We start from the raw sequence: 14,093 nt of genomic DNA, 5'->3' as shown, positions 1-14,093 counted from the left end.
TTATTCGCCCTGCGCGGCCGTCAGGCCCTGCACGCGCCCCAGCATCCGCACCGGGCCGCTGCCGGCCGGGTCGAGCACGGCCTCGTTGGCGATCGACTCCAGCGTCAGGGACTGCTTCGCCTCGCCCTTGACCAGCGCCTGCACGTCCTTGTTCGGGACCGACACGGAGCCGCCGGTGTAGGCGGTCTGCTTCTCGTAGTGGTGGGTGGTGAAGAACACCAGCGCCCCGCCGTCCGCCGTGCGCAGCGCGAGCGGCGCGTAGTCGCGGTGGGTGAGGGGTTCGTCGATGAACTGCCGGACCAGGCCCGGCTTCTCCGCCGCCTTCCTGCGGTCCGCGCGCAGCCCGCTGGTGTCGCGGCCGTCCGCGAAGGCCCGCCCGCCGCTCTTCAGGTAGGCGGCGTACGTCCTGCTCAGCTCGTCCGGCCGGACGGCCAGTTGCGTCGTGTCGGCCGGTACCGCCTCGGCCCAGCCGTCCGCGTCCTTCCTGAACTCCGGTACGGTGCCGGGCGCCATCAGCGTCAGATAGCTCACCTGCCACCGCTCGCCGAGGTCGTTGCGGGTGAACACCAGCACCCAGCGGAAGTTCCCGCCCTTGTTGCCCAGCCCGTCGGCGACGAACCAGCGCGGCCAGCCGGCCTTCTTCGGGATCGTGTACTTCACGTCCGTCAGCTTCAGCGGCGCGTGGGCCCGGTTCCCGGACGGGCTGTTGACGTGCCCGGCCCGCAGCCGGGCGGAGTCGATGTCGGCCACGGCGCCGGTGACGTAGGGCGCGTCCAGGGAGCTGTCGAAGGCCTTGTCGGCCTTGTTGTACGCGGTCGTGAAGGCGGTGAGTGCCTCGGCGGCCTCGGCGCGGGTGCTCGCGGGGAGCACGACACGCTCCCCGTGCACCACCACGCATCCGCTCGCGGTCAGCGACAAAGCGGTCAGCGAGGCCGCTATGAGTGCGTTCCGGTCACGCCTGCGACGCCGCTGACGGCTGCGTTCCCTGGTCATCGGGCTCCTTCACCTTCCCCTTCCCGGAGGCGAACCCTACCGGGGAGAGGAACAGCGCGAGCACCGGGACCAGGTACAGCGCCCACACCGTGATCTGGACGACCGTCGGATCCGGCTGGAAGTTGAAGACGCCCTTGAGCAGGGTGCCGTACCAGCTGTCCGGCGGGATGGTGCCGCTGATGTCGAAGGCCAGGTGGTTGATGCCCGGGACCCAGCCGGCCTCCTGGAGGTCGTGGAAGCCGTACGCGAGCACGCCCGCCGCGACCACGACCAGCATGCCGCCGGTCCAGGTGAAGAACTTGGCCAGGTTGATCTTCAGGGCGCCCCGGTAGAACAGCCAGCCGAGGAGCACCGCCGTGGCGAGGCCGAGGGCGACCCCGACCAGCGGGCGCGGGGTGCCGTCGGAGGCCGCGTGCACCGACGCCCACACGAACAGCGCGGTCTCCAGCCCCTCCCGGCCGACCGCGAGGAACGCGGTGGCGACCAGCGCGCCCGTGCCGAGCGCGAGGGCCGCGTCCAGCTTGCCGTGCAGCTCCGACTTCAGGTGCCGGGCGGTGCGCCGCATCCAGAACACCATCCAGGTGACCAGGCCCACGGCGACGATCGACAGGGAGCCGCCGAGGGCCTCCTGCGCCTGGAAGGTCAGCTCCTGCGAGCCGAACTCCAGGGCGCAGCCGAAGCCCATGGCGATGGCGATCGCGATGCCGATGCCGATCCAGATCGGCCGCAGGGCGTCCTTGCGGCCGGTCTTGACCAGGTAGGCGATCAGGATGCAGACGACGAGCGACGCCTCCAGCCCCTCGCGCAGGCCGATCAGGTAGTTGGAGAACACGGGCTACGCCTCCTTCGAGAACAGCGTGCGGCCCCACCAGTCGCCGGAGTCCCGGACGCCGGGCGGGACCGCGAAGACCGCCGAACCCACGTGCTGGATGTACTCGTTGAGCGCGTCGTGCGCGGCGAGGCTGCGCTGGAGCGGGATGAACCCCTTGCGCACGTCCCGCTGGTAGGCGAGGAAGAACAGACCCGCGTCCAGCCGGCCGAGACCGTCGGTGCCGTCGGTGAAGGAGTAGCCCCGGCGCAGGATGGTGATCCCGTTGTTGGAGTCGGGGTGCGCGAGTCGCACGTGCGCGTCCGGCTTCATCGCCTTCAGGAACGGCTCGTCGTGCTCCTTGGCCTTGCCGACCGGGGCACCCTCGCGCTTGTCCCGGCCGAACACGTCCTCCTGCTCCTGGAGCGAGGTGCGGTCCCAGGTCTCGATGTTCATCCGGATGCGCCGGGCGACCAGGTACGACCCGCCGGTCATCCAGTCCGGTCCGTCCTCGCCGCCGACCCACACGAACTCCTTCAGCCGGCCGGTCTCGGTGCCCGCGATGTTGCGGGTGCCGTCCTTGAAGCCCATCAGGTTGCGCGGGGTCTGCGCGTCCGGGGTGGTGGAGGAGGTCTTGCCGAAGCCGAGCTGGGACCAGCGGATGGCGACCTTGCCGAAGCCGATGCGGGCGAGGTTGCGGATGGCGTGCACGGCGACCTGCGGATCGTCGGAGCAGGCCTGGACGCACAGGTCGCCGCCGGTGCGGGACCGGTCCAGGTTGTCGCCGGGGAACTTGGGCAGGTCGACCAGGGCCTCGGGCCGCCGGTCCTGCAGCCCGAACTTGTCGAACAGCGACGGGCCGAACCCGATGGTCAGGGTCAGCCGGGACGGCTTGAGCCCCAGCGCCTCGCCGGTGTCGTCCGGCGGGGCCTCGGCGAGCCCGCCGTAGGCGCCCTCGCCGACCGGCTTGCCCGCGGTCATCCGGCGGGCCGCGTCGGTCCAGTCCTTGAGCATCTGCACGAACTCGTCGCGGTCCCCGGTCTTCACGTCGAACGCGGCGAAGTGCAGCCGGTCCTGCACCGGGGTGGCGATGCCGGCCTGGTGGGCGCCGTGGAACTCCACCGCGCCACCGGTCTCGGCGGCGGCCGGGTCCATGTCGTCGCCCGTCCTGGCCATCGCCACGGCCCCGCCGGCCGCGGCGGCCCCGAGCGCGAGCCCGGCACCGCCCCAGCCGATCAGCGCGCGGCGCGACGGAGCGGCCTGGGTCTCCTGGGTCTCGGTCATCGCCCTGTCCCCCTTGCTTACTTCGCGACCGCGGCGGCGAGCTTGGACAGCGGCTCGGCGAGCGCGTTCACCGCGTCCGACAGCTCCTTGCGCTGGTCCTTGGTGACCTTGTCGTAGGAGACGAAGTCGTACGCGTTCTTGTCCGAGCGGTACGTGTCGAGCAGCGTGTCCAGCGCCGCGAACTGCTTGTCCAGTTCCTTGGCCAGCGCCGGGTCGTTCTTCGCGGCGACCGGCTTCAGCAGCTCGTACGCCTTCTGGGCGCCCTCGACGTTGCCCTTGAAGTCGACCAGGTCGGTGTGGGCGTAGCGGTCCTCCTCGCCGGTGACCTTGCCGGTGGCGACCTCGTCCAGCAGCTCCTTGGCGCCGTTGGCCATGGAGGTCGGGGTGATCTCGGCCTTGCCGACCCGGCCCTGCCAGTCCTTGAGGTCGGTCAGCAGCCGGCCGGCGAGGGCCTTCTCCTCGGCGCCGATCTTCTTGTCGTGCCAGAGGGCCTTCTCCAGCCGGTGCCAGCCGGTCCACTTCTGGCCGTCCTCCAGGCCGTCCTCGCGGACGTCGACCTTCGGGTCGATGTCACCGAAGGACTCGGCGACCGGCTCGGTGCGCTCCCAGCCGAGGCGGGAGAGGCCGTAGGCCTTCTTCGCGGCGTCCAGGTCGCCGGCCTCGACCGCCTTCACGAAGGTCTCGGCCTTCGGCAGCGTCTCGTCGGCCTGCTCCTGGGCGTACCGGCGGTACTCGGCGACGGCCGAGTCCAGCTTCGGGTCCCGCTCGGCGGTGCTGCCGCCGCCGGTCACGGTCAGCTTCTGCCGGATGCCGTGGCCCTTCATGCCGGGCCGGCAGGCGATCTCGTACGCGCCGGCCTTCACCTCGGCGGTGAGCGTGTACTTGGTGCCGGGGCCGATGTTCTCCTTCTCGGAGACGATCCGGTCGTCCGGGAACAGGATCTCGACCTCGGTGGCCTTGGAACCCTTGTTCTCGATCTTCAGGGTCACCTGGCCGGCCGGCACGGACGTGCTGGAGGTCTTGCACGCGGAGTCGGCGGCCGTGACCTGGATGGCGTCACCGTCCTTGGCATCGCTTTTCGCGGTGCAGGCCGAGAGGGCGGTCAGAGCCGCCGCGGTGGCGGCGGCGGTGACGGTCAGTCGGACGGCGCGCATGCAGGCTCCAAGCGGATCTGGTCTGGTGAGGCTGCCCTAACTTACATGAGGCTAACCTCACCCATATCCGCCGGGGTCGTGATTCAGCTCTCACGGGAAGACCACGGACACGGCTTGATCGCGATGTCTCAAAAGAGACGGCAACGGACGGCAAAGGCGGCGCCAAGCGGGGCCGGCCCGCGATGTTTCAATTTCCCGGTGACTGACTACGACGTACTCCGCGTCTTCTGCGGGCCTGACGGCGGCTACGGCAACGAGCTGGGCGTCGTCCGTGACGGCTCGGTGCTGCCCGAGCGGAGCGACCGGCAGGAGCTGGCGGCCAAGCTCGGCTTCAGCGAGACCGTGTTCGTGGACGACCCCGAGCGCGGAGTGATCGACATCTACACCCCCACGCTGCGCCTGCCCTTCGCCGGTCACCCCTGCGTGGGCACGGCCTGGCTGCTCGACGTACCCGAACTGGTCACCCCGGCCGGGGTCGTCGGGACCCGGCTGGACGGCGAGTTCAGCTGGATCGAGGCCCGCGCCGAGTGGGTGCCGCCACGCACCCTGCGCCAGTACGCGAGCGCCGCCGAGGTGGACGCGCTCCCGGTGCCGCCGAAGGGGGAGTGGATCTACGCCTGGGCCTGGGAGGACGAGGCCGCCGGACGGATCCGGGCCCGCGCCTTCCCGGGGCGCGACGACGGCATCGAGGAGGACGAGGCCACCGGTGCGGCCGCCCTGCTCCTCACCGAGCAGCTGGGCCGGGCCCTCAACATCACCCAGGGCCGGGGCTCGCAGATCCTCACCGCGCCCCAGCCGCACGGGTGGACCGAGGTCGGCGGCCGGGTCCACCTGGAGCGCTGACGCGTACGCGCGTCCGGGTGGGCGTCCGCGCCCCCGTTCGGGGGGACCCGCGTGTGCGTGCGAAGGCGAACGGGGACCTCTGGGCATGACCACTCCGCCTCCCCGAGAGGAGCACCATGCACATCAGATCTGTCCTGGCAGCGACGGTCCTCGCCGCCGCCCTCGCCGCCACCGGCGCGACGACGGCCGGCGCGACCGCCCACGACACCCGGGACGACGAGGCCGTCTGCAGCCCGTACGCCGGCGAACTCAGCTCGCTGGAGAACCACATCTCCTGGTCCGGCGCCCACTGCAGCGGGTACCTGCGCTGATGCGAACCGGGTCCCCCTCGCGCAGGCGGCGGGGGACCCGGTCGCCCAGGCTCGGCCACCTGGGCCGCCGGTCAGGGCAGGGTCAGGATCTCCGCGCCGGTCTCCGTGACCACCAGGGTGTGCTCGAACTGCGCGGTCCGCTTGCGGTCCTTCGTCAGGACCGTCCAGCCGTCGTCCCACATGTCGTACTCGTGGGTGCCGAGCGTCAGCATCGGCTCGATCGTGAACGTCATCCCCGGCTGCATCACCGTCGTGGCGTGCGGGCTGTCGTAGTGCGGGATGATCAGCCCCGAGTGGAACGACGTGCTGATGCCGTGCCCGGTGAAGTCCCGGACGACGCCGTAGCCGAAGCGCTTGGCGTACGACTCGATGACCCGGCCGATGACATTGATCTGCCGGCCCGGCTTCACGGCCCTGATCGCCCGGTCGAGCGCCTCACGGGTGCGCTCCACCAGCAGCCGGGACTCCTCGTCCACGTCACCGACCAGGTAGGTGGCGTTGTTGTCGCCGTGCACCCCGCCGATGTACGCCGTCACGTCCAGGTTGACGATGTCGCCGTCCCTGAGGACCGTCGAGTCCGGGATGCCGTGGCAGATGACCTCGTTGACCGACGTGCACAGCGACTTCGGGAAGCCGCGGTAGCCCAGCGTGGACGGATACGCCCCGTGGTCGCACAAGTAGTCGTGGGCGACCTTGTCCAGCTGGTCCGTGGTGACCCCGGGCGCGATGATCTTCGCGGCCTCCGCCATCGCCTGCGCGGCGATACGGCCGGCGATCCGCATCGCCTCGATGGTCTCGGGGGTCTGCACCTCCGGCCCGGTGTACGGCGCCGGCGCGGGCTTGCCGACGTACTCGGGGCGGCGGATGTTTCCGGGGACCGAACGGGTGGGGGACAGCTCCCCTGGTACGAGCAGCGACTGGCCAGACATGCCAGCGAGTCTAACCAGCGGGCATGGGGGAACATGTCGGTGGCGAGAGGAGCTGTCCATGGCCTTGTTCAAGAAGCGCACCGCCGGCAAGCCGGGGGAGTGGTACTACTGCCTGGAGCACCAGAAGGTCGAGGAGGGCCCGGACTGCCCGGGCAAGGACCGCTTCGGGCCGTACGCCTCCCGTCAGGAGGCCCAGCACGCGATGGAGACCGCCGCCGAGCGCAACCTCCAGTGGGAGAACGACCCGCGCTGGCACGACGCGCCGTCCGGCGGCAAGACCGACGAGGACTGATCCCGCACCGAGACCTGACCTGACTGGTTCCGGGCCGGTTCCCGGCCGACGGGAGCGGTCACCAAGGGGCCGGCGGGGGTGCCGTCAGGGCTTCCGTGAGACGGGCCAGTCTGTCCCGGAAGCCCCGCCGCGCCCGCGGAGAGCCCCCGTTCTCGCCGGCCGCCGCGCTGACCAGGTGCTGGACGGTGTCGAGGTCCAGCTCCGCCCCCTCCGGCACGGCCAGCGTGTCGTGCGCCATCGCGGCCAGCTCGCCCCCGCCCGCGCCCAGCGTCAGCACCGTCACCCCGGCCCGCCGGGCGTCGTGCACCCGCTCCAGCAGCGGCGCGGGCTCATCCCGCGCCACGACCAGCAGGGTCTCGCCGCGCCGCGCCGCCGCGATCCGGCCCGGTCCGACGGCCAGGTGGGGCGGGTCGGAGGGGCTCGCGCGATGCCGTACCAGCGTCGGCGCCAGCTCGGGCGTACCCGACCACGCGGCCTCGTCCACCAGGTGCGCGGCCAGGTGCCAGGGTTCGTACCGGGGCGTGCCGACCAGCAGCAGCCCGCCCCCGTGTGCCACCACCGACCCGCGCAGCACCCCCGCGAACCTGCGGGTGGCCCCCAGCCACTCGGTCCCGGCGAGCACTTCGCGCAGCAACGCGACCCGTACGGCGTCCATGTGACCGCATACTGCCGCAACCGGTCACTCGTGACGTGGAGTTCACCCCGAATTCGCCCGACCCGGGGAGGGTGACGGGATGACCGACGTGACCGTCCCCTTCCGCGCGGGCCACGAGGGGTACGCCAGTTTCCGTATCCCGGCCGTCGTCGCCACCCGGTCCGGCACGCTGCTCGCCTTCTGCGAGGGCCGCGTCGACTCCGCCGCCGACCACGGGCACATCGACATCGTGCTCAAGCGGTCCACGGACGGCGGCCGCACCTGGGGGCCGCTGCGGGCCGCCGCGCCGGGCGGCGGCAACCTCGCCGGCAACCCCGCCCCGGTCGTCCTGGACACCGGCCGGATCCTGCTCGTGCACGTCCGGGCCGCCGCCTCCGCGACCGAGGCCGCCGTCCTGCGCGGCCAGGTCGCGGACGCCGACGGACGGCGGGTGTGGGTGCAGCACAGCGACGACGACGGAGTGACGTGGTCCCCGCCCAGGGAGATCACCCGGCAGGTCAAGCGGCCCGGCTGGCGCTGGTACGCCACCACCCCCGGGCACGCCCTCCAGCTCACCTCCGGCCGCGTCCTCGTCCCGGCCAACCACACCCTGCCGCCCACCGGCACCGACACCGGCGCCGAGGCCAGGTACAACAGCGGCCACTGCCTGCTGAGCGACGACCGCGGCGAGAGCTGGTACCTCGGCTACCTGGACGAGAACACCGACGGCTACGTCAACGCCAACGAGACCACCGCCGCCGAACTCCCCGACGGCCGCGTCTACCTCAACACCCGCAACGACTCCCCGTCGCCCGGCAACCGCGCCGACGCCCACTCCGGGGACGGCGGGAAGACCCTCGTGAAACCCTTCCGGCCGCAGGCCGGTCTGACCGCACCCGTCTGCGAGGCCTCGGTCCTCCAGCTCCGCGACCCCGACCTGCTGCTCTTCTCCGGCCCCGCCGACCCCGGCGGGGCCCGCGCCCTGATGACGATCCGCACCTCCGCCGACGGCGGCACCACCTGGCGCCCGGCGTTCACCGTCGACGGGCTGCCCGCCGCCTACTCCGACCTGGTCCGCGTCGACCCGCACACCGTCGGGCTGCTCTACGAGACGGGCGACTTCGGCGCCTACGAGACGATCACCTTCCGCCGGGTGCCCGTGCACCGGCTGACCTGAGCCGGTACGCGCCCGGCGGCGGACGTAGAGTCGGCCCATGACCTCTACCGACAGCGCACAGACCCCTGCCAAGGCCCCCGCCAAGGACCCCTGGGACCTGCCCGACGTCTCCGGGTACGTCGTCGGCGTGCTCGGCGGCACCGGACCGCAGGGCAAGGGCCTCGCCTACCGGCTCGCCCGGGCCGGCCAGAAGGTGATCATCGGCTCCCGCGCCGCCGAACGCGCGCAGGCCGCCGCCGGGGAACTCGGCCACGGCATCGAGGGCGCCGACAACGCCGAGACCGCGCGCCGCAGCGACATCGTGATCGTCGCCGTCCCGTGGGAGGGCCACGGCGACACCCTGAAGTCCCTGCGCGACGAACTGGCCGGCAAGCTCGTCGTGGACTGCGTCAACCCGCTCGGCTTCGACAAGAAGGGCGCCTACGCGCTCAAGCCGGAGGAGGGCAGCGCCGCCGAGCAGGCCGCCGCCCTGCTGCCCGGCTCCCGGGTCGCCGCCGCCTTCCACCACCTGTCCGCCGTCCTGCTCCAGGACCCGGAGATCGAGCAGATCGACACCGACGTGATGGTCCTCGGCGAGGAGCGCGCCGACGTGGAGATCGTGCAGGCGCTGGCCGGCCGCATCCCCGGCATGCGCGGCGTCTTCGCGGGCCGGCTGCGCAACGCCCACCAGGTCGAGTCGCTGGTCGCGAACCTGATCTCCGTCAACCGCCGGTACAAGGCACACGCCGGGCTGCGCGTCACCGACGTGTGAGCGGGCCCCGGCCATGGGGGACACTGGTGACCTCGAGCAGTGTCCCCCCGACCGGATCCGGAGCCGACCCCCATGCCCCGCATCGCCCTCTGCACCCTGATCGTCTGCCTCCTCGCGGTGGCAGCGGCCGTCGTCTCCTTCGTCCAGGGCAGCTGGCTGGGGATCGTCTGGGTGCTGCTGGCGGGCCTGTCGTCCAACATGACCTGGTACTACGTCAAGCGCGAGAAGGCGGCCCGCGGCAGGTCCGTCACGAGCTGACCGCGGCGCAGTACTCGTTGCCGCCCTGCCAGAACCGGTACAGGTCCTGGCCGCAGTAGCGGGAGAAGTCGTCGACGTTCAGCGCCCGCATGATCGAGTCGATCACGTCGAAGAACGCGTTGTTGACCGACGGCAGCCACAGCAGCGCGAACACGAACAGCAGGCCGAACGGCGCGAACGGCTCCACCTGCCGCTTCACGTTGTACGACAGCCAGGGCTCGATCACGCCGTAGCCGTCCAGGCCCGGCACCGGCAGGAAGTTCAGCAGCGCGGCCGTCACCTGGAGCAGGGCGAGGAACGCCAGCGCGAACCGGAAGTCCGCGGGCACCCCGTCCAGCGCGTGCAGCCAGAACGGGGCCGTGCACACCGCGGCGAACAGCACGTTCGTCAGCGGGCCCGCCGCCGAGATCAGGCTGTGCCGCCAGCGGCCCCGGATCCGGTCCCGCTCGATGAACACGGCACCGCCCGGCAGACCGATCCCGCCCATGATCACGAACAGCACGGGGAGCACGATGCTCAGCAGCGCGTGCGTGTACTTCAGCGGGTTCAGGGTGAGGTAGCCCTTCGACCCGACCGTGATGTCCCCGCTGTGCAGGGCGGTGCGCGCGTGCGCGTACTCGTGCAGGCACAGGGAGACGATCCAGGCCGCGGTCACGAACAGGAACACCGCGATGCCCGGCTGCGCGGCGAACCCGGTCCAGGTGGCCCAGCCGGTCACCGCCGTCACGGCCAGGATGCCGACGAAGACGGGACTGACCTGCCGGTCGCCGCGGCGGGTGGTGGCGGTGGTCATGGGCGAGCTCCTGTGCGGGCCGGTGACGGTCGGGAACTGCGACCGTACCGGCCGCGGACACGTGGGGAAAACGCCTCGCGGTGGCCGCCGGGTTCCTGGACCCTGGGGGAATGCCACGGACGAGGGTGTTCTACGACTGCGCGGAGATGGAGTGCTGCGGTACGCCGTTCGCCGTCGGTGACGAGGTCTCCTGGCGGCTGCTCCGCACGGCCGGGGCGGACGGCCACTACGGCGCCGCCGCCCGGGTGGAGAACCACGGCGGCCCCGACCGGGCGACCACCGGCCGGGTCCGGGGCATCGACCTGGTGCACCAGGAGTACCTCGCCCACCACGACCCGCGCGCCGTCGCCCCGCCCGCCGCGGAACCCGGCGAGGTGATCTTCGTCGCGTCCGGGCGCGCCCTGGAGCCGGTGCCCGGCGCCACCGTCCTGGAGCCCGTCGACGTCTGCCCGAAGTGGTTCGACGCGTTCGAGCAGGAGGATCAGCCGCCACGGCGGGTCCCCTACCGGGTCCGCCTCGCCGTCGGCGTCCTCGTCACCCTGGACGTCCCCGGCGCCACACCGGGGCAACCCGGTGACCGCCGCTGACCACACCGGAGACAATGGACCCCGTGCGCTTCTCGCTGCTCGGCACCACCCAGGCGATCCGCCCCGACGGCACGGCCGTCCCGGTCGGCGGGGCGCGGCTGCGTGCCCTGCTGAGCGTGCTCGCCCTGCGGGCCGGCCGGACCGTGCCCGCGGGCGTCCTCGTGGACGAGGTGTGGGGCGCCGACCCGCCCGCCGACGCCGCCGGCGCCCTGCAGGCGCTCGTCGGCCGGCTGCGGCGGGCACTCGGCCCCGACGCGGTCGCCTCCGTCGACGGCGGCTACCGGCTCACCGCCGCGCCCGACGACGTCGACCTCGCCCGCTTCGACCGGCTGACCGGCGACGGCCTGCGCGCCCTGGCCGACGGCGACCCCGCCAAGGCCGCCGCCGTCCTCGACGACGCCCTCGCCCTGTGGCGCGGGCCCGCCCTCGCCGACCTGCCCGACCGCACCGCCGAGGCGGCCCGCTGGGAGACCCGCCGGCTGGACGCGCTGCGCGCCCGGCACACCGCCGCCCTCGCCCTCGGCGCGGCCGAGCAGGCGCTGCCCGAGCTGACCGCGCTGTGCGACAGCCACCCGCTGGACGAGCCGCTCCAGGCGCTGCGGCTGCGCGCCCTGCGCGACACCGGCCGCCCCGCCCAGGCGCTCGCCGCCTACGAGGACGTACGCCGCCTGCTCGCCGACCGGCTCGGCTCCGACCCGGGCGGCGAACTGCGCGCCCTGCACACCGAGCTGCTGCGCGAGGAACCGGCCGAGCGGCCGCCCGCGGCCCGCCTGGGCAACCTGCCCGCCCGGCTGACCTCCTTCGTCGGGCGGGAAGCCGACATCCGGGCCATCGGCGCCGACCTCGCCGCGGCCCGCCTGGTCACCCTGCTCGGACCCGGCGGCGCCGGCAAGACCCGGCTGTCCCAGGAGGCCGCGGAGGCGGTACGGCACACCGTCCGGGACGGGGTCTGGCTCGCCGAGCTGGCCCCCGTGGACGACCCCGAGGCCGTACCGCAGGCCGTGCTCACCGCGATCGGCGCCCGCGAGACCGTGCTGCACGGCACCGGCGTGGACAGCATGCGCGCGGTCACCGACCGGCACGACAACCCTCTCGAACGGCTCGTGGAGCACTGCGCCCGGCGCCGCATGCTGATCATTCTCGACAACTGCGAGCACGTCGTGGACGCCGCCGCCCGCCTCACCGAGCGGCTGCTGGCCCGCTGCCCGGAGCTGACCGTGCTCGCCACCAGCCGGGAACCGCTGGGTGTGCCGGGCGAGTTGCTGCGGCCGGTGGAGCCGCTGCCCGAACCGGTCGCGCTGCGGCTGCTCGCCGACCGCGGTGCGGCGGCCCGGCCCGGCTTCCGGACCGAGGACGACCCCGAGGCGTGCGCCGAGATCTGCCGCCGCCTGGACGGACTGCCCCTCGCCATCGAGCTGGCGGCGGCCCGGCTGCGCATGCTGACGCCCCGTCAGATAGCGGACCGGCTGGACGACCGCTTCCGGCTGCTCACCTCGGGCAGCCGCACCGTACTGCCTCGCCAGCAGACCCTCAGGGCCGTCGTCGACTGGTCCTGGGACCTGCTGGACGCGGGGGAACGGGACGTCCTCGCCCGGCTGTCGGTGTTCGCCGGCGGCTGCGACCTGGCCGCCGCCGAGGCCGTGTGCGGGCCGGGCGCGCTGGACGCCCTCGGCTCCCTGGTCGACAAGTCCCTGGTGGTGGCCGCGCCCGCCGCCGACGGAGGCATGCGCTACCGGCTGCTGGAGACCGTCGCCGAGTACGCCGCCGAACGCCTCGCCGAGACCGGCGGCCGACCGGAGGCCGAGCGCGCGCACCTGATCTACTACCGAGAACTGGCCCGCGCCACCGACCCGTTGCTGCGCGGTCCCGAGCAGCTCGCCGCCATCGACCGGTTCCAGCTGGAGTACGAGAACCTGCGCACCGCCTTCCGGCACGCCGTCGCCGAACGCGACGAACAGGAGGCGCTCTGCCTGATCCTGTCCCTGCTGTGGTTCTGGCAGATGCGCGACCAGCGCATCGAGACCCGCACCTGGTGCCGGGAGGTCATGGCGCTCGGTCCCGACCCGTTCGGCGAACCGGTCCGTCCCGCCGAACCGGTGTGGCGGCGCTGCACCGACACCCCGCCGCCGTACGCCGGGGAGGTGCTCGCGGAGGCCCGGCGCGGGGTCCACCTGGCCCATCTGGCCTGCATGGACACCGAGCTCGACGTCTGGCAGACCCCCGAGGCGCAGGCGAAGCTCCGCGCGGTCGCCCGGACCTACGAGCCCGGCCTGCCGCAGATCTGCCGGCCCCCGGGCATCCTGTGGTTCTTCGCCGAGCTGCTGACCGGCGGCGCCACCCGGCTGCGCACCATCGCCGACGCCTGTGTGCAGACCTGCCGGGACACCCCCGGCTACGAGTGGGAGCTGGCCGGCGCCCTCCAGCTGCGCGCCAACCTCCTCGCCAACCGCGCCGACTGGGCCGGAGACGCCACCCGCGACGCCGACGAGGCCCTGGAGATCTACCGCCGCCTCGGTGACGCCTGGGGCACCACCGAGGCCCTGTCCGCCCGCGGCGAGGCCCGGGAACGCAAGGGCGACCACCACGAGGCCGCCGCCGACTACCGGGCCGCCATCGAGCACGCCGAGCGCCTCGGCGCCCGCGCCCAGGTGGCCGTGCTCCGCGCCCGGCTCGGCGGCAGCCTGCTGGAGGCGGGCGAGAGCGAACGCGGGGAGCGGATGCTGCGGGACGTCATCGCCAGCAAGGAAAGCACCCACAACGAGGCCATGCCCGCCGCCCGGCTCTTCCTGGCCGGCTGGCTCGGCCTGACCGGCCGCACCGCGGAGGCCCGCGACCACCTGCGGCTGCTGCGCGACGAGGTCCGCATCGCGCGCTTCGTCGTCTTCGACGCCGTCATCCTCTGCCAGGAGGCCTGGCTGGACGCGGTGGAGGAGCGCACCGAGGAGGCCCTCGGCCGGGCCCGCGCGGCGCTGCGCCTCGCCGCCGACCCGCTGAGCCGGGCCATCACCCCGCACCTGCACTCCGTGGTCCTCGCCGTCGCCGCGATGGCCCTCGCCCCCGCCGACGGCCGCGCCGCCGACGCCGCCCGCTGCCTGGGCGCCGCCGAAGCGCTGCTGCCGGCCGGCCACGTGCCCTCCGGTGTGGAGCGGCGGGCCCGCGACCTGACCGAGGCGCGGATCCGCGAGCGGCTCGACGCCCGGTCGTACGAGGCCGCGTACGCCGAGGGCGGCGGCCTCTCCCTCGTGGAGGCCACCGCCCTCTTCGGAGCGTCCTGAGAGG

At 73.2% G+C, this 14,093-nt stretch carries 15 protein-coding genes; 8 read left to right on the top strand and 7 right to left on the bottom strand.

Translation table 11 applies throughout. From position 1 onward, the window contains the following. The 4 genes from IG05_RS0109780 to efeO are packed head-to-tail and all read right to left on the bottom strand — an operon-like array spanning position 1 to position 4,239. Positions 1–993, bottom strand: a complete 993-nt coding sequence (locus tag IG05_RS0109780) for a hypothetical protein (protein WP_078894014.1) — start codon at positions 991–993, stop codon at positions 1–3. Further along, positions 953–1,825 carry an iron uptake transporter permease EfeU gene (efeU, locus tag IG05_RS0109775; RefSeq protein WP_030341111.1) on the bottom strand — a complete coding sequence of 291 codons (873 nt, stop codon included), beginning with the start codon at positions 1,823–1,825 and terminating at the stop codon, positions 953–955. The genes IG05_RS0109780 and efeU overlap by 41 nt, the downstream gene beginning before the upstream one ends. 3 nt (positions 1,826–1,828) lie before the next feature. Beyond that, entirely contained in the window at positions 1,829–3,085 is a 1,257-nt protein-coding gene (efeB, locus tag IG05_RS0109770) for an iron uptake transporter deferrochelatase/peroxidase subunit (RefSeq protein ID WP_030341110.1), read from the bottom strand. A gap of 17 nt (positions 3,086–3,102) precedes the next feature. Then, complete coding sequence (gene efeO, locus IG05_RS0109765; RefSeq protein WP_030341109.1) at positions 3,103–4,239, bottom strand: iron uptake system protein EfeO; 1,137 nt, start codon at positions 4,237–4,239, stop codon at positions 3,103–3,105. A gap of 198 nt (positions 4,240–4,437) precedes the next feature. Between efeO and IG05_RS0109760 the strand changes: the two genes are divergently transcribed. Next, the gene (locus IG05_RS0109760) at positions 4,438–5,082 is read left to right on the top strand and encodes a PhzF family phenazine biosynthesis protein (RefSeq protein ID WP_030341108.1); all 645 of its coding nucleotides are present in this window, start codon (positions 4,438–4,440) and stop codon (positions 5,080–5,082) included. Between the two features lie 116 nt (positions 5,083–5,198). Then, complete coding sequence (locus IG05_RS0109755; RefSeq protein ID WP_030341107.1) at positions 5,199–5,393, top strand: hypothetical protein; 195 nt, start codon at positions 5,199–5,201, stop codon at positions 5,391–5,393. A gap of 71 nt (positions 5,394–5,464) precedes the next feature. Here IG05_RS0109755 and map read toward each other — a convergent pair whose 3' ends face one another. Beyond that, positions 5,465–6,322, bottom strand: coding sequence for a type I methionyl aminopeptidase (gene map / locus IG05_RS0109750; protein WP_030341106.1), 858 nt, complete (start codon positions 6,320–6,322; stop codon positions 5,465–5,467). 58 nt (positions 6,323–6,380) lie between these two features. On the opposite strand from map, the gene IG05_RS0109745 reads away from it, so the two are divergent. Further along, positions 6,381–6,614 (top strand): hypothetical protein, encoded by a 234-nt coding sequence (locus IG05_RS0109745; protein ID WP_030341105.1) that lies wholly within the window; start codon positions 6,381–6,383, stop codon positions 6,612–6,614. Between the two features lie 58 nt (positions 6,615–6,672). Here IG05_RS0109745 and IG05_RS0109740 read toward each other — a convergent pair whose 3' ends face one another. Next, positions 6,673–7,269 carry a hypothetical protein gene (locus tag IG05_RS0109740; RefSeq protein WP_030341103.1) on the bottom strand — a complete coding sequence of 199 codons (597 nt, stop codon included), beginning with the start codon at positions 7,267–7,269 and terminating at the stop codon, positions 6,673–6,675. A 79-nt stretch (positions 7,270–7,348) separates the two neighbouring features. On the opposite strand from IG05_RS0109740, the gene IG05_RS0109735 reads away from it, so the two are divergent. The 3 genes from IG05_RS0109735 to IG05_RS0109725 all read left to right on the top strand — a co-directional run bounded on the left by IG05_RS0109735 (position 7,349) and on the right by IG05_RS0109725 (position 9,434). After that, on the top strand, positions 7,349–8,425 hold the full coding sequence (locus IG05_RS0109735) for a sialidase family protein (protein ID WP_030341102.1): 1,077 nt from the start codon (positions 7,349–7,351) through the stop codon (positions 8,423–8,425). 37 nt (positions 8,426–8,462) lie between these two features. Continuing rightward, positions 8,463–9,176, top strand: coding sequence for an NADPH-dependent F420 reductase (gene npdG / locus IG05_RS0109730; RefSeq protein ID WP_030341100.1), 714 nt, complete (start codon positions 8,463–8,465; stop codon positions 9,174–9,176). A 72-nt stretch (positions 9,177–9,248) separates the two neighbouring features. Further along, complete coding sequence (locus IG05_RS0109725; RefSeq protein ID WP_030341098.1) at positions 9,249–9,434, top strand: hypothetical protein; 186 nt, start codon at positions 9,249–9,251, stop codon at positions 9,432–9,434. Here the strand turns inward: IG05_RS0109725 and IG05_RS0109720 are convergent. Beyond that, positions 9,424–10,227: a site-2 protease family protein gene (locus tag IG05_RS0109720; RefSeq protein WP_030341097.1), complete on the bottom strand. Its 804-nt coding sequence runs from the start codon at positions 10,225–10,227 to the stop codon at positions 9,424–9,426. The genes IG05_RS0109725 and IG05_RS0109720 overlap by 11 nt on opposite strands. 110 nt (positions 10,228–10,337) lie before the next feature. On the opposite strand from IG05_RS0109720, the gene IG05_RS0109715 reads away from it, so the two are divergent. Further along, a complete protein-coding gene (locus IG05_RS0109715) occupies positions 10,338–10,814 on the top strand; it encodes a DUF6578 domain-containing protein (RefSeq protein ID WP_234335815.1) in 477 nt (158 codons plus the stop codon). A 14-nt stretch (positions 10,815–10,828) separates the two neighbouring features. Further along, complete coding sequence (locus tag IG05_RS0109710) at positions 10,829–14,089, top strand: BTAD domain-containing putative transcriptional regulator (RefSeq protein WP_030341093.1); 3,261 nt, start codon at positions 10,829–10,831, stop codon at positions 14,087–14,089. Positions 14,090–14,093 lie beyond the last annotated feature (4 nt).

It is taken from the genome of Streptomyces sp. NRRL S-1022, from assembly GCF_000720135.1.
Lineage (GTDB): Bacteria > Actinomycetota > Actinomycetes > Streptomycetales > Streptomycetaceae > Streptomyces.
Note: the sequence above shows the minus strand (reverse complement) of the source record. Positions and strands in the feature narration are given on the sequence as shown.

Coding starts and splice junctions, on each gene's coding strand:
- IG05_RS0109780 (WP_078894014.1), bottom strand. CDS start 993: ATGACCAGGGAACGCAGCCGTCAGCGGCGTCGCAGGCGTGACCGGAAC.
- efeB (WP_030341110.1), bottom strand. CDS start 3,085: ATGACCGAGACCCAGGAGACCCAGGCCGCTCCGTCGCGCCGCGCGCTG.
- efeO (WP_030341109.1), bottom strand. CDS start 4,239: ATGCGCGCCGTCCGACTGACCGTCACCGCCGCCGCCACCGCGGCGGCT.
- IG05_RS0109755 (WP_030341107.1), top strand. CDS start 5,199: ATGCACATCAGATCTGTCCTGGCAGCGACGGTCCTCGCCGCCGCCCTC.
- map (WP_030341106.1), bottom strand. CDS start 6,322: ATGTCTGGCCAGTCGCTGCTCGTACCAGGGGAGCTGTCCCCCACCCGT.
- IG05_RS0109745 (WP_030341105.1), top strand. CDS start 6,381: ATGGCCTTGTTCAAGAAGCGCACCGCCGGCAAGCCGGGGGAGTGGTAC.
- IG05_RS0109740 (WP_030341103.1), bottom strand. CDS start 7,269: ATGGACGCCGTACGGGTCGCGTTGCTGCGCGAAGTGCTCGCCGGGACC.
- IG05_RS0109735 (WP_030341102.1), top strand. CDS start 7,349: ATGACCGACGTGACCGTCCCCTTCCGCGCGGGCCACGAGGGGTACGCC.
- npdG (WP_030341100.1), top strand. CDS start 8,463: ATGACCTCTACCGACAGCGCACAGACCCCTGCCAAGGCCCCCGCCAAG.
- IG05_RS0109725 (WP_030341098.1), top strand. CDS start 9,249: ATGCCCCGCATCGCCCTCTGCACCCTGATCGTCTGCCTCCTCGCGGTG.
- IG05_RS0109720 (WP_030341097.1), bottom strand. CDS start 10,227: ATGACCACCGCCACCACCCGCCGCGGCGACCGGCAGGTCAGTCCCGTC.
- IG05_RS0109715 (WP_234335815.1), top strand. CDS start 10,338: ATGCCACGGACGAGGGTGTTCTACGACTGCGCGGAGATGGAGTGCTGC.
- IG05_RS0109710 (WP_030341093.1), top strand. CDS start 10,829: ATGGACCCCGTGCGCTTCTCGCTGCTCGGCACCACCCAGGCGATCCGC.